We start from the raw sequence: 19,754 nt of genomic DNA, 5'->3' as shown, positions 1-19,754 counted from the left end.
TATGCCTTTAGATTATGAAACATTAAGAATCATTTGGTGGCTCCTGCTGGGTGTATTACTCATTGGCTTTGCTATTATGGATGGATTTGATTTAGGTGTGGCCATGTGGCTACCGTGGATTGCAAAAACAGATATCGAAAGGCGTGTTCTAATTAATAGCATTGGCGCCACATGGGAAGGAAATCAAGTTTGGTTTATTCTTGGAGGGGGGGCTATTTTTGCTGCTTGGCCAGCTTTATATGCCCTCTCTTTCTCTGGTTTTTATTATGCGATGCTCCTGGTTTTGCTGGCTCTTATTTTACGTCCTGTAGGCTTTAAATATCGATCAAAATTATTGAACCCAAAATGGCGTTCTTGTTGGGACTACGCTTTATTTGTCGGTGGTTTTGTACCTGCACTTATATTTGGGGTAGCTTTGGGTAATGTTTTACAAGGCGTCCCTTTTTATTTTGATGACTATTTACGACCATTTTACACAGGGAGCTTTTTGGATTTGTTAAATCCTTTTGCACTTCTTTGTGGTTTATTGTCTCTACTCATGCTGGCCATGCACGGTGCTTTTTTTCTTAATCTAAAAACAACAGGATTGATTCAACTCCGCGCCAGGAAAGCAGGAAAAATTTGCGCATTGCTGAGTTTGTTAACCTTTATAAGCGCCGGAATCTGGCTCCATTATGGTATTAATGGATTTAGTTTGACAGGTGTAGTCCTTCATGATGGTCCATCAAATCCACATTATAAGACTGTGATCCAGCAAGCTGATGCCTGGTTTACAAATTATCGAAATCTACCTGTTACCTTATGTGTCCCAGCAATGGGTATTCTCGCATCCCTCTTCTGCATTATTAATGCAAAACACGTAAAAACTGCTTTTATTTCCAGCGCCCTTTTTGTCGCCGGAATCATAGGCACTGTGGGAGTTAGCATGTTCCCCTTCATACTTCCTTCCTCATCGCATCCAGAACAGAGTTTGTTGGTCTGGGACAGTTCTTCCAGTCAATTGACTTTATTTATTATGCTGGCGGCCACTATTATTTTATTACCTGTCGTTTTACTTTATACCGCCTGGGTCTATCGCGTTTTGCGAGGTAAAATCACAGAAGAGACAATTACAAAAAATCTTGATACGTCTTATTAGGAGTCAATGATGTGGTATTTTTCTTGGATTTTAGGTACAGGCTTAGCTTGTTTTTTTGCTATTTTAAATGCAATGTGGCTTGAACTTGATGACTCTAATCCTGATTTAAATCATCAAGAAAAGGAAGCAGTGTAACTCCCATACCATGTGATATGAATATGCCTGTTTCCATATAAAATGAAAGAGTTATAATCCTACCCAACGGATAAATTCATTATGCGGATTTAAATTAATTGCGGGTTTCCCCTCAAAATAAATGGTAAAACTATTCGCAAGAGAATTGTCTCTAATGGTATCGCCATTTAATTTCACTTCCTTAATTTTACCTAGATCAACAAATTGCATTTGCGTTTCCCAATAACCACCTCGAACCATTTTTAGTGTAGGGATAACGAAACGTATCTCATCAATTCCCTCTATTTGCCCGGGAATTGTATTGGAATGGGTTACTTTGGATATATAAAACAATTCATTGGCATTAAGGGCTATGTACTCCGCGTTATTAATCTGGCGTCGCAGCATTCGTGTTAATGGTGCTTGAGTATGAAAAATTTGTTGATAAGCATCTGCAGAAATCACTGCAACTGGTTTTGTCTCAGCGTGTTTGCTGCCTTTATAACCTCTGTCTACAAATAAAATAGCATCACGATGATCATCCGGAGCAGTTGGAGGTATTTGTAGCGTGATCTTATTGTCTGATGGCGTTGTGGCAATTTTATCGCAATTTAAAAATTTGGATTTAGTAAACCATGCATCACTAGGGTAATAAATGACTAAGAGCGATTTATCTTTTATGGTTTTAATAATCTCATTTGAATGATCTAACGGAAGTGCGGGGCAACCCCAGCTTCTACCCGGCCTTCCATATTTTTTAATAAAATCTTCCTGAACGTACCATCCAGAATGCATCACGACTGCCCTGCCTGAAGCGTTATCATTAAAACTTCTATCCAATCCATCCAAACGCAATGAAAGTCCATCTCGGCCATAATAGGCCTCCTTAGTCTGATAGACTCCAATGCTGCTGGCTTTGCTGTTAAATTTATTAGAAAAATAGCTGGTCATTAAAGCGCCGGACTTGATTCCGTGTGATACATAGGTATGAAACAGTAACTTTCTTGTATTGAGATCAAAAACCCAAAAGCGTTTTTCATTCGAAGGCAATGAGTAATCAATAATTGTGAGAATATTATTATGATCCACATTGTATTCTGTAGCGCACTTTAAAGTAGTAAGTGCTTTATTGATAACAAGTGGATTTAAATGAGGCGCTTCTTGTATTAACATGGATTTAATTTCATTTAATGTAAATGCATTCACTTGCTCTGTCCCTGATAAGGGCGCTATTTGGTTGAGTAAGTACACATCATGGTTCATTTCTTTTGTTTGGGGAATACTCACAGGCACTTGCGGGAAATAACTTGCAGTTACTGCTAAAAACAAAAGCAGGAGAGCACTCATGATTTGTCCTTATTTTTATTTGTTCAAATCCTGTATTTTTAATATAGACCAAAATAATTTATTGCAATGTATCTATTTAATACATTTATAAGGTTTTATGAAAAATAATAGGTGATTAAAGGCATATTAGGGCAATAGCGGTATAGATAAAATCCAGTAAATAAGCAGATTTGGACTGATTAGAAAATATATGTTTTCTCAAAAATATGAACAATAATTAAAATTGTACTAATCTTTTTATATTCAATAGATAATTATTTTAAACCTTTATGGGCAGACTTATTATCATCGGCGAATCTCATCTTGACTCAATTGCTGAGATCATCACCTTACATTTAATAGAACATCCAGAAGCAAAAGTATCTGCTTTAGGTATCGAACTTCCGGAGAACTTAGCCACAATTGATGAAACAATACAACATTTAGAAAAATCAGTTAAAGAATATTCGGAAGCCATTTCAAAACTTAATTTCGACAAAAATTCATTGCAAATTGAAAGCCAATTATCTGCAGTCGAATTCATGATCCAACAGGTATATCAACTGCAACTCAAACTGGATATGCTTTATCAACTTAAGGAATTCAAGTTGCAATTCTATGCGATTGATAAGGTATTGCAGAGTTTACCAGGACATACCGACTTGCAAGCAATCATGACCGATCCCGAAAGAGATGAAAAGATGACCAGTCATATCATTAAAATGGCTCAAGCAAATGAAAATACCTCTATTGTCATTGTGGGCCAAGCTCATCTGGAAAAGATACTCCCGTTACTAAAAAAACAACTCAATCAAGAAATTTCTTGCGTCCATTGTTATAGCGGATTAAGTTACGGTGAAAAAGCACTCACTCACGTGCTGGATAAAGCCCCACCCATGCAAACGTCGTGGAAAGATGAACAAGGAATTTACCATTTAGATTGTAGAGATAAATCTATTGAAGAGATAGCGGATGAACTTTTAACGATAAGCGATGCTCATACTTTATCTCCTGCAATACCTAAAAAAATTCGCAGTGGTGAAGGGGCACTTGAAATGGAGAGTACCCAATTATTTAAATCTTTATTGAACATTTTGAGAAGCATCCCCACCTATACCTTTACCCCCGAGTTTTATAACAATTATTTAATAGAAGATTATTATGAAGCGTTGTCCTGGGAAGATCCTCTAAAAAAATCAAGAAAAATCCAAGAGTTTGTTGATTATATAGAAACAGCACATAGTCCTGCAGATCCTAGGTTATATCATTTGTATTCTTTATTGGCCCTGAAACAATTAGACAGTTCAAATATAGAAGGAAAACCATATAAGGAATCTTTAAAAAATCTGGAACGCCTTTTGAAGCAAGAAAAAACGCCTCAACTTGGTGAGGCTTATGATAAAGCCAGTGCTTTGGCACAACAAATGATTAACATTTTATTACTTTGTAAAAATGGGAAGCAGTCAAATGATACAGCCATTCAAAAAATTAATCATTTATTTGATGAATATCAAGAATTGATTGAGAACTACATGGATCAAGGTATTACCAAAGAAGAACAGGAAATATTAATAGAGCAAAGGGAGAAAATAACACAATTGAAGCAGTTTATACCTTCGATTATGCAAAATTTATCACAAATTAACACGTTCCAACTACAAATGGTGCAAAACATCTTGTCACCTCCAAAACATTATTTTGCCGAAGAGGATTCCCGTGAAGACTACTACGAAGCAATTTCCTACTTCAGCAAAGCAATGCTTGTTTTACACGAATTGTTTTCATCAGGTACATTGAGTAACAAGAACGAAATTATCATTGAAAATTTAAATAAGGCAGGAGAATTGGGCTTTGCTCTGGCTTATGTGGAATTGGGGCACTTCTATAAGAAGCAGGGTGATTTCTCAAAAGCATTCAACAATTATCTCAAAGCAGCTTCATTGGGTTCCAATGTAGGCTATGCCAATATCACTTTATTGCTGGCTGAGTATGAGCATAAAGCGCCTTTAGCTTTCTTTATGTCCTCTGCTCTGCAATTTCTTGTAGCGCGTAGTCAAAAGGTAAATAACAATTATACTCTTGATTTTGAGACTCAAGACTTTATTGGTGAGAAGCAGGAACTCGTTGCAAATCAATTGAATACAAAAGTAAGGAACAGTATATTTCGTTCCTCCTTAGACTTGGATAAAGAAAAAGGTCAATTTTCTCTACTTTCCTCCTTATATGCCCCTTCCGTCTCCAATCCCTTTTTGAATAAGCCAATAGATCCTGTTCAATTGCTTGATGATTTTGAGGCCGGGTTAGACTTCTTTTTAGGGCAATCATGTCAAAATTTATACAGAAAAGACAATGGGGAGTTTTTATGTAGGGAATATGCAGCCATTGCAACCATATGGTTGAATATACTGGGTAAATATGAGAATCCACGAGAAAGGATGATGGCTTTAGTGATGCATTTTACTGATTATTGTGACAACTCATCTTTAAATAGTAGCGATTCAGTGTTTAAATTCCTCAAACAAGCTGTTCATACTGTAAATCAAGCAATAGTAGCCGAGAGGGCCAATTTAGCTTGGGCGCATGTTGAAGACATCAAAGCAGGAAAGAAGATAGCTCATCTACACCAAACAGATACGGCTTTAAATAGTGAACTTACTAATAAGGTTCTTATGTAATGAAATATCTACCTCTGAGCTTATAAACTCTGCTCTCTGTGGTGGGTTAGAATAAAAAATATTTAGGCAATCGAATTTCAAATATGTTCGAATAAGATGATTTATTCCCGCATGTACGGGAATAGTAGATTTTTTGACTTACATCGAATTTGCTCTTGATTGCTGCGCTGAGTTTGTTTCTTCATGATTATAGCAAATGCTTGTCACTGCATTGGTGAGATGCAACAAAGCATTTCCTGCATTCTCTAAAAGTGACGTTGAAGCACAGACTGATGTTGCCCCTGCATATGCAGTACCTAACCCTGTAAAATTAAGCGCAGCATTACCTATACTCATCAAGGCATTATCATTTTTACTAAAAGTAACTATATTTAGGGCAAGCAATGCGATTTCAAAACCATTTTCCCAAGCTGTTTCCGGATCAGAAATGATTTTGGAAGCAGTTATCAAGAGCATAAGAGTATTGGTAGCCTGCATTGCAGCACGCCATCTATTTTCTGTATTAAAAAAACCCAACATTTAAATCCTCCATAATTAGATAGGGTGATCGAACTTTAAACATGACGATTACAAAAAGCAAGCTCTTTATTTCTTTGAGAATGATTGAAGTTTATATGGACTGTTTTACAACAGGAAAAGGAGATGAGCTAGGGGAGTTGCTTAACAAATGGCATTAGAGATATTTAATGGCATTTTTTCAGCTTCTTGTTCCACTTCAACTTTTTTTTCTTTATCCGAAGAAGTATGTGCCGCAAACAAGGAAGGTAACTTACTCATTAACAACCGGACATAGCGGCTATGAGGGTTAATATTATTTTGTTTTTCTAGCCGCAACTTTCGCTCTTCAACTCTAAATTGATTTTTTATATGTGTTTTAATGGTCGCATCCAAATGGGGGATATGCTCAATTTTTTGAATTCCTTGTTCTACAACAGCCTGATATTCAGTGGCGAGAGCATCTACTTTATCTTTCCAAACAGCAGCATCATCAATCATTTTAGCTGTTTGCGTTTTAAAAAAAGAAAAGAATCTGGCTAAATAATTACTAATTTTTACGAGCCAATTATTATGTAAAAAAATAAATTCTGATAAAGTGTGACTGTATGTTTTTAGGTTCTGAAGAAATATCGAGTTTTCTTTTATTGCGGTAAGTAATCTTCTACTGGATATTACTGCCTCTCTCAATGCATTGTTCGCTTCCTGTAGCTCAACCAGTTTTTCAGAACTTTCTTTCACCATATAAATTTTTAGTTCTTCATCCTGATTAAAAAAACGATTGTTAATCGCGGCAATTCTGCTTTCTTTTTCTTTGAGTTTGTTATGAAGAGCCAGCAAACAAGCGTTTACCAGAGTTTTAAGCTCCTCTTTACAAATACCATCCAGGGTAGATGGTAGCGTCGTCGTGATCATATTTTGCAAGAGTTGAGGTGTCGCAGTACGGTAAACTACAGTAATAGGAGTAGTAACCCAGCTTACGCCATTGAGTACTTCTGTAGTAAGGTGAGGCGCCTCAACAATGCTTTTTAAGTGTTTTATTTTTTCTAGAAACTGTATTCTTGCCTGTTCTTCGGCGTTTTCTAAAAGAGTTTGAAATAAAGGGGAAATTGCTCCGTCCTCAATAAAATCGATAAAATATTTTCTTCCTGTAATTCGGGTGTCATTTGCTTCAGCAGAAGCAAGAAGCGTATTTAGTGCTTCAATTTTTGACTCTAGCTCTTCTTTTTTATTTCTTTGTTTTATCAGGCTAAAAATACCGGAAGAAACTCGTTCTATATCTTCTTCGAGCAAAGTAAGATTTTCTAAGATATTGTTTTTCATTGGTTTTTCAGTTGGATAAAACCTTGACCCTTTTCGGATCTCGATATTTCTCACATCAGATTGGATGGGTGGATTTTTTTTAAGAGGTAATGAATTTAATCCCAATACCTTCACATATCGCTTACACAAGAGGTCTTTTGCTGCTTGCAAGGGATCAGGTGCTCTATTGTTCTGAAGACTCAGTTCGTGTTTTAAATGGACCATCTTTTCTTCTATTTTTTGCATAAAATAGTCCAATTGGTTTTTGATTTGTTGTAGATCAACAAAATAATTAATTAATTGCGCCTTCCAGGTATTCTCTATCTCACTTAGGGCAATTTTGGCAATATGTAAAAACATGTAGGAAGAAAAAAGAAATTGTTTCAATTGTTTTTTATCTGGGAAAGGAATGCTGTCTAGAGAAATTAATTCTCCCATATTCTCAATTAAACCTTGAACATTGACTTTGGTATTGACTTTCCAATTGTGATACAAAGAAGATAAAATCTTACTCGAGTCGGCTAAAAGAACTCTCTCTTTTTTAGCAGTCTCCGGTAGTACAGCCAATGCTTCATCGATAATCAACTTAACAAAAGCCGCTGTTCCCCATGCACGGGCTTTATAAATATTAAAATCATTATATTTTTGTTGCGAATGCGTTTGAATATCCTCAATATCTTCTACGGAATCAATATAATCTGAAATAAGTAAAACTGATTTCAGAACATGTTGCTCTGAATCAAATAAACTTCCTCGCCATCTTTTGAAAAGTTCTGTTTTACTCAGCATAGTAGATAGATAAATTCTTTATTTTTATTATTAAATTTATTTTACAAAAACAGGCATTAAAATAACACCATAATATTTATCAATTGCTCAAGTAAAGCAAAATTCAAAAAAAATGAAAAATATTTAATTATTCCATATCCGGTGTTGGCCTTACATTCCCTAAACGTGTATTTTCTTCTACTACCTGATTTACAAAGGTGTTTCCATAACCAATCCAGCATCCTTTTTTAATCGTTGTTGCAGGGCCAATCGCAGTCGCCATACCAACAAAAACATTATCCTCAATGAGGACAGGAGCAAGAATAAGTAAATTACCCACATCCGAGTGACAACTAATTGACACACCACTTCCGAGGGTGACATTTTTTCCTATGGTAATTAGAGGGCAATCGACGAAATCGATATCAAATGAATTTACTATCTGGAAAGAAACTTTTGCACCTAATGCACGCCAGTATAGGAATTTTGTTATATTAAATGTTTGTATCAGGGGAATTAAGCCTGTTATTTTAGCAGAACGAGTTAGAGCAAAATGACAAAACCATGCGAAGGTCATCTTATTCATTTCCCGTTTATATTTTCCTGGTTTTAATTGAGGCAAACACATTCTAATGGTTGCAATAATAAAGATAAAAGTAGCACACAATACAAATGGAGCTAATGGTAAAACCAGCCAAGTAATGACATATCCATGAAATACAAATAACCCTGTTAAGCTAATAGCAGCCACACCAGGCATTAAACTAAAAAAAACCGAGAGTAAATCTGTCGTCAAAAGCAGAGCCGGTGATAACTCTTTTTTTGATGGCGTTTTTTTGCTTTTGTATTTTTTTTTGTTTGTCATTATATTGCCTTGGGTAGAGTAAAAGTTACGATAATTGGCGGACATCCTTAAAGAATTATTTGTAAGTTATGACTTGTTTCGAAATTAATTTAGGTTTTGTTTGGGCATGATTGTCTGCTACCAATTCCTGTAGGGGCAATTGTAATAAAACAATAGGTAGAATCTCTTCATTTTTCGCACCAAGAGCATAATTCTCATTCACCTGCACTAAATACTGGTGCATGTGTATCAGAGCTGATTCGGATATTTGAGTTGCATCATCCGTGACTAAAACAAGTCTATTCCCCAACCCATTACGGGCAAAGTACCAATAAGGAGCCATTTCAAAAGATATCTCCTGCAACATGTCTTGCAACTCTTGGCTTGATACCGAACAACCTTCTAATATAATCATCTGGGTTTTGTAACAAAACTCAAGCCTTGGTGCTTTATTTAAAAAACCAGTACATGCCACAACATCTTTTAATTGGTATCGCACAAACCCCATCGCTGTGGTTAAGAAAACCTCATATTTTTTCCCCTTTTCAATTTCCCAGGATTGCAAAAGATTTTCGGGTTTGATGCTTTTCCCTTCCTCAATGAATTCTACAATATGTGCCCCCGGATGCAAAAAACCTCCCGGTTTGTTATCCATAGGTACGGTGAGCCATCCTTCAGTAGCAGAAAAAGTACCATCCACCATTTCAATTCCGCTGCCTAATGACTTCTGCAATTGTTCGGCGGGAAATTCACATAAACCGGAGATCCAGCATCCCACCACATTCAAGGAGGGCCAAAATTCTTTAAAAAAACGGGGATTACTTTGTGCTAATTGCCGCAGATATGCTTGACGCTTTTTCGTGATTTTTAATTGGGGTAAATGGGCTGGTACATTCTTCTCGCCCAGTAAAAAAGGTAAATAAATTTTGAAATTTTTAAGGCATTTTTCAAATAAACTATGGATAACCATAGGAGTCACTGCAAATAGTGCACTCAGATCAGTGGCCAAAGCATACAAAGCGGACCATTGCTTGTAGTTTTCCATATTATCAAACAGTTCATCCGGCATGGCATAAAAACGTTTAATAAAAGGGGGTAGATTGCGGTAATTAAAGTGACTAATCCATCCCGAAGGGATGCCCGCTGGGGAATGACGATGAGCATCTAAAGCAACCAAATACAGAATTTTTTCTTTGAATAATTGTGGATGGCGCTGTGTTAGAGAATAAATATAGGGCGGCATTGTACGCTGAAACTGCTTCTGGAAAGAGGCGGTTATCGGAAAAAATTTGCGAGCGCCAGCTGTTCCTGAAGTCTCAGACCAAAATATTAATTTTTCTCCATTGAATGGTTGGATCAAACTGTGTTGTGCCGTTACAAGTTCCTTTTCATAATCCTCATACGTTGTAATTGGAAATTCATTCAAATTGTTTTGTAGCTTAGAGGACCAGTATGAGGATTGTTTTAAAAGAGGTAAAATTTCATGTTGCCATAGTCGTTCTCGAGCAAGATCAGGATTTTCGGTATCGTGAATAAATGACCGATATCTTTTTCGATTCATCGCTGCAATTAATATTCTTTTCAAATTCATTCTCATAACGAGCCAAATGAATGCAAACCGCAATAATAACCCCAAACGTCGAAATTAGCGAGGCACTTTATTGGGGTATTTTAATAGGAACCACAGAAAACATTTTATGTCCTGAATAAAACTGGACCAAGAGTTCTGCCATAGAATCAAATAGGTGGGTTGCATGAGGCCTATTTGGGTTTAATTGTTTAAGCACCAGTTGAATTGTAAAATGAAGCCAATCTAATCGCAGGGATTCCTTGCGCAACATTTCTTCATTATGATACCAAAAATGCAGGCAGCAGCTTGCAGCGAAAATCCAGCAATAGTCTTCTGCAAGGCGAAATGCTGTAAGACTGCGTGGATCGAATTGTTTGTCTTGATGCAAACTTAATACTTGTGCATCCAAGCGATTTAATTCAGTACAAACTGCCTGAACTAATGACTCTATTTTCTTCGATTTTAAAGCAGATAAGCCAGCTACAATATCATCTTCAGTTTGTGTGAATAATCCTAAACCTGTCATAAGAAATTCTGGGGAAACACAGTTAAGATTAAAAATAGATTCTAATTTTTGTGAATTACTTGCAAGACCACTCCCTCTCATCTTTGCTTGAGGTAAGAGGCTGCCTGCAATTACCGATAAATTGACTTCGCTACTGCCGTCGAATAAACCTACTACTGGAATATCACGCCTTATTTTTTCGAATATGGCCCATTCTGTGGTGCGTAAATAAGAGCGCGCCCCCAATATTACGCCACATTCATTGACCACACGTTCTGATATTTTAGGAACGAGAAATTTAATAATCGCAGACCAGAAGGATAATTTTTCGGGATTGACAGAAGCCGCACGCGCAACGCTCAAAGCGGTACAATCGGCAATGAGTAATAGGATAAACTGTTCTCCAAGGCGCTGTCTGACAACAGGGATTTCATAGGCAGAATGACCATACAGTTGCCTTTTTTTAGAAAAATCCAGTGCGAACCTCAAAGCAGTGTCTGCAGCACCTACTGAAAAGGAAGCGCATAAAGTTCGTGACACCTGCAAAGTTTTATAAATAATTTCTAATCCACGTTTTTCATGACCAATTAATGCATTTTGAGGTAAAAAAACTTTATCCAAAGTAAAACCACTGATATCTAGCCCTTTAACACCATGAGTTGGAAGTTTGGGTAGGGGCATAAAACCCGATTCAATTTTCGATTTATCTAAAGAGAAGAGGGAAAAACCTAAAGGCCCTCCTCGCTCATGAGTACGGCAAAGAATCGTCACTCGATGCCCTTGGGTAGCAAAATTAATGCACCATTTTCTTCCAGATAATTTCCAACCTGACTTGCAAGGTTTTGCAAACACCTCATTTGCCATAAGGTCGGAGCCATGCTCTTCTTCAGTTAAAGCGCAAGCTATAATCTCCCCACGTCGAAGGGATGCAGCCAAATCTTTTTTCTGACTTTCGTTACCTGCTATCCAAATTGGCAAAGCGCCGAGAAAGGGCAATCCTAAGGCAATGCCGAGGGTTAAATCACGCCTACTCATAGACTTCACTAATAAATAAGCGCTATCGAGTGATATAAAGTGTCCATCAAGAGACTTTGGTATTAAATGCTCCATAAAGCCCCATTGCTGAATCATCTGAATTTGTGGCCAAGCAAGCGCCTCTTGTTCATCGAAGCGTAAGCTTTCTTGAAAATTTATCAGATTTTTTTGATCGGCAGGATTTCCTAAATGGTCTTCGAATGAATGAATTAATTGCTGTAAATCAAGATAAGAAGCCATAAATTTCTTCACTCGATAAGAGAGCGGTGGACTTTCGTCGAATTATTTAGTTTTCGATATAAAAACTCCATATGCTGAGCTAATCGACCGCGTATTTGCTGCGGAGTAATTATTTCATCAATTAAACCAGATGCATAAGCCTCCATCAAAGAAGGGTCTATGGATGATAAATCGGTGATTTGGCGTTTCTCCTCTCCAGCATCTTTCCTATCATTTTTTTTGACTTTTTGGGTCGCTTCTTTGCCCATAACCCCCAAAGTGGCCGTTTCCAAAGCCAACACCAAATCCCCCTTTTGGGATGAGGTTTGCATCATCAGAAATGCTGCTGCCCCGTAACATTTCCGCACAATCACGCTCATTCTCGGTACCCGTGTTTGCATTGCACTGCATAATCGGGCACCGTGCTGTAATAATCCTTTCTGCTCCTCTCGTTTACCGGGCATAAATCCTGGAACATCAATTAATGTGAGTACAGGAATACGATACGCATCACATATTCGAATAAATTTAGCGGATTTCTGAGCTGCATCTGAATCAATGGCGCCACTAAAGCGAATGCTCTGGTTTGCAATAATACCTAGTGCATGCCCATGAATGCGTACAAAAGCGCAGATCATGGCTTGGCCATACATGCTTTTGTATTGCCATACCTCCGAGTTGTCTACAATGGCTTGGACAAGATCCAGCATATTAAAAGGAATCCTTGGATCAGAAGGAATAGCGGGTAATGGTTGGGAAGGTTCTAAAACCTGATGAATTGGTGGGCATTCCTCATGATGTGAGGGAAAAAATTGAAGCATGGCTTTGACATGATTCATTTGCGCACTAATACTGTCATCCACAAAATCAGCGATACCGGTAATGCTTGCATGCATGGAAGAACCGCCTAATTCACCCATACTGACTTTTTCACCTATGGCCTGCTGCACCACCATAGGACTCGTAACCATCAAATAACTCCGATGCTTGTTAAAAAAAAGCAAATCCATCAATACTGCAGAATAAGCAGGTGCTCCCAAGGTGGGTGCCATTAGAACAGCGAATTGCGGAATCATGCCAGACAACATAATGTTACGAGTAATAATATGGGTATATTCATCGCCACTTAGCAAATTTTCTTCTAAAGAAATACCTGGGGACGCTAAAAATGCAATAATGGGTATACGTAAGTCTTTTGCCCGATCCATAAGCCGGATAATTTTTTTTGCTCCATAGCTCGTAATATAGCCGCGATTCACCGAATTATCATGGGCATAGACCGCAACGGGCCTGTTGTTGACCTTAGCTAAACCCGTGATGACTTCAGCCCCGTATTGTAAAAGAGGTTGCTGAATCATTTGATCGGAAAGTAAAGGAAGAAAACTGTGTTTATCAACAAAATTTTCTATCCATTTCATCGTGGTTTTATCAACAGACGATGAAGACATTGGTTACTCATTTTTTTAATAAATTTACATAAAATATACACTTCGTAGTTACTAGGGTCAATTTTCTTCTTTAAAAATGGTTATAATAGGCACTTCTTCCAATCACATACTTTGAATAAAAAGAGTATAAAAAAGGTAGTTGTATGGACATTTTACATCCCAACATTCGTTTTGACATCCATGCTGCAGCACGAGTTCTTCCTGATTCCCCTCCCGTGACCAATTTGGAAATTTTACAAAATTTCCCAAGAACATCGAATTACCCTTTATCTTTTTTAGAGAAATTTGCAGAAAAAATTGGTGAAGAATTTGGTTTTTATTCCAGATATTGGTGCCATAAACCTTGGGAATGTCTTAATCAATCAAGAAATTCAACAGCAGAATCATTAGCAACAGAGGCAGTGGAACAACTCATTAAAAAAATTTCCCACCATAAAATAGATGCTTTTTTATTAGGCTCCACTACGAACAAGCGCTTTACAGGATCGCAGGCTGCTGCGGTTCTTGGCAGTTTGGGAATCGAAGCCCCTGCTTATGATTTAAAAACGGGATGTTCCACTTCTCTAGCAACGCTTCATCTTGCCTATGCATTAATGGCTTTAGGATACCGCAATATTCTTGTCAGTTGCGCTGAGACCTTATCCAAAGTCATAGATCCTGAAAACGAAAAAACATGGATTGGCTTGGCAGATGGGGCAGCAGCCCTCTTCCTGGAAAAAAAAGAAACAGGTTCTTTCACAGTAGAAAAAACCTTATTTTCAACGGATGGGAAATATGTAGAAGCTTTCACCACACAAGGTGTTTTTCCGCCCACCAAAGAACAAATTGACACTATAGGGTATCACTTGATTGGTGATGAAACACTCATGAAAGAACTCGCTTATGCCAAATATCAGCAGATATTGACTCATTTACTACCCACGATAGAAGACCGTGATGAGATTACCTGGATTATCCCCCATCAGGTGAATCGTAAATTGATGATGCAGGTTCTCCAGGAAAACCGGTTGAGCAATAAAGAAGTTATTTGGGATTCCGACCAGATTGGAAATATTGGCGGCGCTTCCATTCTCTATTCCCTGGCTAGAGCAGTTGAAGAAAAAATGTTTCACCGATCTGGGAAAATACTGATGTTCAGTGTGGGAGGAGGCCTCTCCTATGCAGGGCAAATTCTGCATTTTCAAAAAAAATAGGATATCTAGTCCAATGTATAAAAAGTTTTATGACAATGCCTCTTTAGTGGACGCAGTTCAATATCGAGCGATTCATACTTCAAATCAACTTACTTGTACTTTCATCAATAAAGAACAAGAAGAAAAAATGACATATGCGGAGCTGGATGAACATGCAAAGGCTATTGCAGCGTATTTACAATTGAGTGGGGCAAAACCTGGTGATAGAATTTTATTACTATTTTCACCTGGATTACCTTTAATCCAGGCTTTTTTTGGCTGTCTTTATGCAGGATGTATTGCAGTTCCTATTTATCCCCCTGCTCAAACTAAATTAATCGACAAGGCATTCAGGATTATCCAAAATGCAAACCCTTTTTTAGCGATGATGACTGAGCATCACTTCAATAAATTTGCCAAGACAGATCAAAATGGAAATACTCATTTTCACCAAGTTCCTTGCTTCGCGATAGAGACTATACAGTTGCAAATGAGCTCTTTATGGCAACCTCCGCAAATTCGTGGGCATGATGTCGCTTTTCTACAATACACCTCTGGATCGACAATGCATCCCAAAGGGGTCATCGTGACTCATAATAATTTAGTAGATAACATCCAAAAAATAGATACCGTTTTTAGATTAAATGAAGAATCCATATCCTTTAGCTGGCTTCCCCCGCATCATGATATGGGGTTAATCGGTTATATTTTAACTCCCATCTATGCAGGTGTTCCTGCCTATTTGATGTCTCCATTTTCCTTTTTACAAAATCCTCTTTCCTGGCTACAAAATATTAGCAACTATAAAGCCACCATAAGCGGTAGCCCTAATTTTGCTTACGATTATTGTGTCAAACGTATTAAGGAGGAGAAGAAAAAAGATCTGGATCTAAGCTGCTGGCAAATTGCGTCTAATGGAGCAGAACCGATTAGAAAAGAAACCTTGGAACATTTCTATCAGGCATTTAAAAATTATGGATTTCGAAAAGAATCTTTTTTTCCATGCTATGGCCTTGCTGAAGCTACTTTATTAGTTACAGGCTCGATACCAAATACCTCCTATCGCTCCCTTAGCTTAGCTAAAGAATCGTATCAGAACCATCGGGTAAGTTTTGCTGCAGAAGGAAGTGCAGACAACCTCAGTTTGGTGAGTTGCGGCCAGTTCATACAAACAGTGAAAATTGTTGATCCGGATAAAAATACACTTTGTGAAGAAGATCAAATAGGAGAAATATGGGTATCAAGTGCCAGTATTGCACAAGGGTATTGGCAACAAGAGGAAGAAACACAATTTGTCTTCCATGGTAAAATAGCCAATGATGACAGCAATCAACTCTATCTAAGGACTGGTGATTTAGGTTTTATTCACGATAATGAATTATATGTGACTGGTCGCATTAAAGATTTGATCATACTCTATGGTAAAAATCATTATCCCCAGGATATTGAATACACGATTCAAAATGCCCCAATTCAAAACATTCTTGGTAAATGCGCTGCTTTTGTCATTCAAAGCCAACATGAATATGAACTCACCGTTTTATGTGAAGTAAAAAACCGTTTTATGAGCGTTGAGGAACAAGATATTTTATTTAATACCATTTTCGAACTGGTTTATCATGCTCATCAGCTAGAAATTCATCATATTATTCTAATACCCATCAAAACAATTCCCTACACCACAAGTGGGAAAATACGCCGTAATTTCTGCAAGAATAATTTATTGGATGAGACAATGCCGATAATATCTTCCTGGCAGCTGAAGAAGGTTAAGGATTAAAATCATGCAGTTTTTCTCTCACGATCGTAAGTATAAAATCGCTTTACAATTTGGGGATCAATGTTTCAGCTTTGCCGATTTAGAAACAGCAGTTCTCAAAATGGAATTGGCACTTAAAAAATTGCCTTCTGGAATTTTGGTATTAACAGCCCAACCGAATTCAATATTCATCATTCAATTATTAGCGGCTTTGAATATCAATAAACCGGTAGCGCTTATGACTGTTGGTGATTCTGAAAAGAGCAAAAGAGACATTCTAGGCCGGAGTATGACTGTTGACGATCAAGGGGAACTTCTGGAAATGAAAGAAGATCATTTGATCCAACATCATCCTGATCTTGCCCTGGTACTTTTTACCTCAGGCAGTACGGGATCAATGAAAGCAGTGCAGCTTTCGCTTAAAAACATTATGGCTAATTGTAATGCGGTGATTCAAGCCCTGGAATTTTCCCGAATCAAGGATCAATTACTATTTTTACCATTGTCTTATTCTTTCGGCTTGCTTGGCCAATTATTACCTGGCTTATGCGCAGGCATAAAAACACACATAATGACCCAGTTTACCGATATTAAAAATGTGTTAGAAACAAGCTCAATCCCTCAAATGTGGAGCGGGGTACCGTCTCATTGGGTCGCTATTCAAAAAATGGCAATGCTCTTTCCCGAAAGTGCAGCCAAAATCAGATCGATTGTCTCTGCTGGAGCTCCATTGAATGTCTCGATGCGTGATCGTTTGATGCAAACTTTTCCCAAAGCAATCATTTATAATAATTACGGTTTGACAGAAGCTTCACCGAGAGTATTAACTTATTCCAGTCAAGATCCTCTCTTTCTTACAGACTTTGCTGGCTATCCAATAGGTGATTGGCAAGTCAATCTATCTAAAGAAAATGAATTACTCATTAAGGGCCCACAATTGATGTTAGGTTATCTTGGTGAAGAACAAGCTCTGACGAAAGACGGTTGGTTTTATACTGGGGATTTGGCAGAGCAATTGTCTTCAGGCTTGATAGCTATCAAAGGGCGATTGGATTACATCGTCAATATTGCAGGTGAAAAAATCAATTTAATTGAAATAGAGCGTACAATTTGTGATCTCCAGGGAATGAAAGAAGTTCTGGTAATCCCCTTGGTCGACGAACTATATGGCATACGATTATTGGCTTGTTTTGAAAAAAATCATTTTCCATCCAATACAACAGAAGAAATGCTTACAGTACAAATAAAAGATTACTTTTTGCCTAAAAAACTTCCGATAAAAGCACAATTATTTGATAAATTGCCCCGTAATCCCCACGGAAAACTGGACAGAAAAACTCTGGTTTTAACCCATAAGGAAGAATGAGATGCTCACTGAAAGAATTTACAATACGCTATCAAAAATTGGCCTGGCTCATCTTCCCCATGAGAAAGAGGCGTCACTGGAACAAGGAGGTTTAGATAGTCTGATGTTGGCTTTACTTATCATTGAACTGGAACAAGAGTTTCAAATTAAAATTCCAGTGATACCTTTAATTAAAGAACACTATGAGTCTATTGCCACGCTAGAAAAGCATTTAATTGAATTGGGAGCACAATGAATATTTTGATTACAGGTGGTTCATCCGATATCGGTATGGCCATAGCCAAAAGACGAGTACAATTTGGAGATAAGATTATTATCACCAGCTCCAGTCAGGAAAGTCTTACCAAGACATTAAATAAATACCACCAACAAGAGATGCAGGTTAGAGGTCTTGTTTATCATTTTTCCAATCCCGAAAGCAGCAAAGAAGATCTTGAGAATTTGCTACAAGAACCTTTAGATGGAGTCATATTCAATGCCTTTACCCGTGTCAGCCATCTTCGCAAGTTACATGCACTGCCTTATCCTGCACTAAGAAGCTATATAGATAATAATTTACATGGCAACCTCTGGCTCATTCATCAATTATTACCTGCTTTTCTATCCAACCAATTTGGACGCTTGATTCTTATTTCCAGTCTTTCAGCAATATCCGGCACCAGTCGCTATGGTGCTTATTGTGCCACCAAAGCAGCGCTTGAAGGGTTATTTCTTAATCTTGCAGTAGATTATAGCGCCAACAATATTTTATCAAATATTGTGCGTGTGGGGTTGGTGAAAACCTCAAGAACAGAGCAATTCTGGAGCAAACCCGCATATCAAAAAAGAATGGAACAAATAATTCCTCAGGGCAAAATGGGAGAAGCAGAACAAATTGCAGAAGCATTAGATCCCTTATTATCACCCAATTCATTTATGTCGGGATCCGTAATCACTGTCAGCGGGGGTTTACCACTTCTGCGTTCCGAAGGAATGTTCTCATCATGAATTTACTCTGTACTGAAAAGAATATTTATCTCAAAGGTCCATTTAGCGCTCTGCCAGAACGGGTGATAAGTAACCAAGACATACTTGATTGGATGAAGAGCTCGCAAAATCCAGCATTAATCAGTTTCTCGACAGGAATTAGAACCAGGCGTTGGGTTAATGAAGAACAGGCATGTAGTGATTTAGCTGTTCTTGCAGCTGAAAAACTTTTTGCTGCAAAGCCTATGGAAAAAAATAAAATCAATCAAATCATTTTGGCTACAATTTCGGGTGATTATCTGGCGCCTCCTACAAGTCCTTTGGTCCAGCATCGTTTGGGATTACAAAATACTGGCGCTTTTGATATTGGCGCAGCATGCGCAGGGTTCATTGTGGGTTTGCACACAAGCACAGCATTAGCTCAAGCAAGTACAAGCTCTGTTTTATTAATTGCAAGTGAGATACGTTCAAAATTTTTAAATAAAACTAATTTTGCGACCAGCGTCCTTTTTGGAGATGGAGCCGCTGCCTGTATTATATCCCCCGAAAAGGAAGGTGCAGAATTTCGAATTATTGCTTCTGCTTTATTTGCCGATGGTGAAGTCAGTGATACCGTATCGACACCTGCTGGAGGCTCAAGATTGCCGGCTAATCAATGCAAAAATCCAGAACAATTGTACATTACGATTAAGGAAAACACCGCTTTATTTGTTAAAGCGGTGCATGGGATGGTCGATGGAGCGAAACAGTTTTTAAAGTCGATAAATCTCAGCACCGCCGATATCCAATGGTTAGTACCTCATCAGGGGAATAAAAATTTGATTTTATCTGTTGCGAAGCAACTGGGTTTTTTTGAAGATCGTCTCATCAAAACTGTGGAAGAAACCGGAAATACTTCTGGGGCGAGCGTTGGCATCGCTTTAGATTATCTTCGCATCAATGCAAACATCAAAGCAGAAGATAAAGTTTTGCTCGTTGCAGCTGGCGGAGGGGGAATTGCCGCTTGTGCACTTTTGGAAGTCATTTGAAGCATGGAGGATCCACTTCTGTTG

The 19,754-nt window shown here is 37.9% G+C and carries 16 protein-coding genes; 9 read left to right on the top strand and 7 right to left on the bottom strand.

From position 1 onward, the window contains the following. The first annotated feature begins 1 nt into the window (after window position 1). Together cydB and cydX are read left to right on the top strand one after the other, a co-directional pair. Window positions 2-1,138 (top strand): cytochrome d ubiquinol oxidase subunit II, encoded by a 1,137-nt coding sequence (gene cydB / locus BU07_RS0106275; protein WP_031564334.1) that lies wholly within the window; start codon window positions 2-4, stop codon window positions 1,136-1,138. 6 nt (window positions 1,139-1,144) lie between these two features. Then, the gene (gene cydX / locus BU07_RS17210) at window positions 1,145-1,273 is read left to right on the top strand and encodes a cytochrome bd-I oxidase subunit CydX (protein WP_207384415.1); all 129 of its coding nucleotides are present in this window, start codon (window positions 1,145-1,147) and stop codon (window positions 1,271-1,273) included. A 51-nt stretch (window positions 1,274-1,324) separates the two neighbouring features. On the opposite strand, the gene BU07_RS0106265 is transcribed toward cydX, so the two are convergent. Next, entirely contained in the window at window positions 1,325-2,599 is a 1,275-nt protein-coding gene (locus BU07_RS0106265) for a murein L,D-transpeptidase catalytic domain family protein (protein ID WP_031564329.1), read from the bottom strand. A 269-nt stretch (window positions 2,600-2,868) separates the two neighbouring features. Between BU07_RS0106265 and BU07_RS0106255 the strand changes: the two genes are divergently transcribed. Next, window positions 2,869-5,253 carry an SEL1-like repeat protein gene (locus BU07_RS0106255; protein WP_031564327.1) on the top strand — a complete coding sequence of 795 codons (2,385 nt, stop codon included), beginning with the start codon at window positions 2,869-2,871 and terminating at the stop codon, window positions 5,251-5,253. A 138-nt stretch (window positions 5,254-5,391) separates the two neighbouring features. On the opposite strand, the gene BU07_RS0106250 is transcribed toward BU07_RS0106255, so the two are convergent. The 6 genes from BU07_RS0106250 to BU07_RS0106225 all read right to left on the bottom strand — a co-directional run bounded on the left by BU07_RS0106250 (window position 5,392) and on the right by BU07_RS0106225 (window position 13,439). Then, window positions 5,392-5,772 carry a hypothetical protein gene (locus BU07_RS0106250; protein ID WP_031564326.1) on the bottom strand — a complete coding sequence of 127 codons (381 nt, stop codon included), beginning with the start codon at window positions 5,770-5,772 and terminating at the stop codon, window positions 5,392-5,394. A 141-nt stretch (window positions 5,773-5,913) separates the two neighbouring features. Then, window positions 5,914-7,839: a hypothetical protein gene (locus BU07_RS0106245; RefSeq protein WP_031564324.1), complete on the bottom strand. Its 1,926-nt coding sequence runs from the start codon at window positions 7,837-7,839 to the stop codon at window positions 5,914-5,916. A 127-nt stretch (window positions 7,840-7,966) separates the two neighbouring features. Beyond that, window positions 7,967-8,683, bottom strand: a complete 717-nt coding sequence (locus BU07_RS0106240) for a hypothetical protein (RefSeq protein WP_031564322.1) — start codon at window positions 8,681-8,683, stop codon at window positions 7,967-7,969. A gap of 55 nt (window positions 8,684-8,738) precedes the next feature. Next, window positions 8,739-10,253, bottom strand: coding sequence for a GH3 family acyl-acid amido synthetase (locus BU07_RS0106235; RefSeq protein WP_031564320.1), 1,515 nt, complete (start codon window positions 10,251-10,253; stop codon window positions 8,739-8,741). A gap of 67 nt (window positions 10,254-10,320) precedes the next feature. Next, on the bottom strand, window positions 10,321-12,012 hold the full coding sequence (locus BU07_RS0106230) for an acyl-CoA dehydrogenase family protein (protein ID WP_031564318.1): 1,692 nt from the start codon (window positions 12,010-12,012) through the stop codon (window positions 10,321-10,323). Between the two features lie 8 nt (window positions 12,013-12,020). Then, window positions 12,021-13,439: an acyl-CoA carboxylase subunit beta gene (locus BU07_RS0106225; RefSeq protein ID WP_031564316.1), complete on the bottom strand. Its 1,419-nt coding sequence runs from the start codon at window positions 13,437-13,439 to the stop codon at window positions 12,021-12,023. A 143-nt stretch (window positions 13,440-13,582) separates the two neighbouring features. On the opposite strand from BU07_RS0106225, the gene BU07_RS0106220 reads away from it, so the two are divergent. The 6 genes from BU07_RS0106220 to BU07_RS0106195 are packed head-to-tail and all read left to right on the top strand — an operon-like array spanning window position 13,583 to window position 19,730. Further along, a complete protein-coding gene (locus BU07_RS0106220; protein ID WP_031564312.1) occupies window positions 13,583-14,632 on the top strand; it encodes a 3-oxoacyl-ACP synthase III family protein in 1,050 nt (349 codons plus the stop codon). A gap of 13 nt (window positions 14,633-14,645) precedes the next feature. Then, on the top strand, window positions 14,646-16,391 hold the full coding sequence (locus BU07_RS0106215; protein ID WP_031564310.1) for a fatty acyl-AMP ligase: 1,746 nt from the start codon (window positions 14,646-14,648) through the stop codon (window positions 16,389-16,391). 4 nt (window positions 16,392-16,395) lie between these two features. Further along, the gene (locus BU07_RS0106210) at window positions 16,396-17,736 is read left to right on the top strand and encodes a class I adenylate-forming enzyme family protein (protein ID WP_031564309.1); all 1,341 of its coding nucleotides are present in this window, start codon (window positions 16,396-16,398) and stop codon (window positions 17,734-17,736) included. Between the two features lies 1 nt (window position 17,737). Next, the gene (locus BU07_RS0106205; RefSeq protein ID WP_031564306.1) at window positions 17,738-17,971 is read left to right on the top strand and encodes an acyl carrier protein; all 234 of its coding nucleotides are present in this window, start codon (window positions 17,738-17,740) and stop codon (window positions 17,969-17,971) included. Continuing rightward, on the top strand, window positions 17,968-18,723 hold the full coding sequence (locus tag BU07_RS0106200; RefSeq protein WP_031564304.1) for an SDR family NAD(P)-dependent oxidoreductase: 756 nt from the start codon (window positions 17,968-17,970) through the stop codon (window positions 18,721-18,723). Before BU07_RS0106205 ends, BU07_RS0106200 begins: the two co-directional genes overlap by 4 nt. After that, window positions 18,720-19,730 carry a 3-oxoacyl-ACP synthase III family protein gene (locus tag BU07_RS0106195; protein ID WP_031564302.1) on the top strand — a complete coding sequence of 337 codons (1,011 nt, stop codon included), beginning with the start codon at window positions 18,720-18,722 and terminating at the stop codon, window positions 19,728-19,730. Before BU07_RS0106200 ends, BU07_RS0106195 begins: the two co-directional genes overlap by 4 nt. Window positions 19,731-19,754: the final 24 nt, after the last annotated feature.

The organism is Legionella wadsworthii DSM 21896 = ATCC 33877, assembly GCF_000701265.1.
Lineage (GTDB): Bacteria > Pseudomonadota > Gammaproteobacteria > Legionellales > Legionellaceae > Legionella > Legionella wadsworthii.
The sequence above is the reverse complement of the archived record's forward strand: the minus strand, read 5'-3'. Positions and strand labels throughout refer to the sequence as shown.

What these genes read in the sequence shown, in the direction of transcription:
- cydB (WP_031564334.1), top strand. Translation starts at nt 2, where the DNA reads ATGCCTTTAGATTATGAAACATTAAGAATCATTTGGTGGCTCCTGCTG.
- cydX (WP_207384415.1), top strand. Translation starts at nt 1,145, where the DNA reads ATGATGTGGTATTTTTCTTGGATTTTAGGTACAGGCTTAGCTTGTTTT.
- BU07_RS0106265 (WP_031564329.1), bottom strand. Translation starts at nt 2,599, where the DNA reads ATGAGTGCTCTCCTGCTTTTGTTTTTAGCAGTAACTGCAAGTTATTTC.
- BU07_RS0106255 (WP_031564327.1), top strand. Translation starts at nt 2,869, where the DNA reads ATGGGCAGACTTATTATCATCGGCGAATCTCATCTTGACTCAATTGCT.
- BU07_RS0106250 (WP_031564326.1), bottom strand. Translation starts at nt 5,772, where the DNA reads ATGTTGGGTTTTTTTAATACAGAAAATAGATGGCGTGCTGCAATGCAG.
- BU07_RS0106245 (WP_031564324.1), bottom strand. Translation starts at nt 7,839, where the DNA reads ATGCTGAGTAAAACAGAACTTTTCAAAAGATGGCGAGGAAGTTTATTT.
- BU07_RS0106240 (WP_031564322.1), bottom strand. Translation starts at nt 8,683, where the DNA reads ATGACAAACAAAAAAAAATACAAAAGCAAAAAAACGCCATCAAAAAAA.
- BU07_RS0106235 (WP_031564320.1), bottom strand. Translation starts at nt 10,253, where the DNA reads ATGAATTTGAAAAGAATATTAATTGCAGCGATGAATCGAAAAAGATAT.
- BU07_RS0106230 (WP_031564318.1), bottom strand. Translation starts at nt 12,012, where the DNA reads ATGGCTTCTTATCTTGATTTACAGCAATTAATTCATTCATTCGAAGAC.
- BU07_RS0106225 (WP_031564316.1), bottom strand. Translation starts at nt 13,439, where the DNA reads ATGTCTTCATCGTCTGTTGATAAAACCACGATGAAATGGATAGAAAAT.
- BU07_RS0106220 (WP_031564312.1), top strand. Translation starts at nt 13,583, where the DNA reads ATGGACATTTTACATCCCAACATTCGTTTTGACATCCATGCTGCAGCA.
- BU07_RS0106215 (WP_031564310.1), top strand. Translation starts at nt 14,646, where the DNA reads ATGTATAAAAAGTTTTATGACAATGCCTCTTTAGTGGACGCAGTTCAA.
- BU07_RS0106210 (WP_031564309.1), top strand. Translation starts at nt 16,396, where the DNA reads ATGCAGTTTTTCTCTCACGATCGTAAGTATAAAATCGCTTTACAATTT.
- BU07_RS0106205 (WP_031564306.1), top strand. Translation starts at nt 17,738, where the DNA reads ATGCTCACTGAAAGAATTTACAATACGCTATCAAAAATTGGCCTGGCT.
- BU07_RS0106200 (WP_031564304.1), top strand. Translation starts at nt 17,968, where the DNA reads ATGAATATTTTGATTACAGGTGGTTCATCCGATATCGGTATGGCCATA.
- BU07_RS0106195 (WP_031564302.1), top strand. Translation starts at nt 18,720, where the DNA reads ATGAATTTACTCTGTACTGAAAAGAATATTTATCTCAAAGGTCCATTT.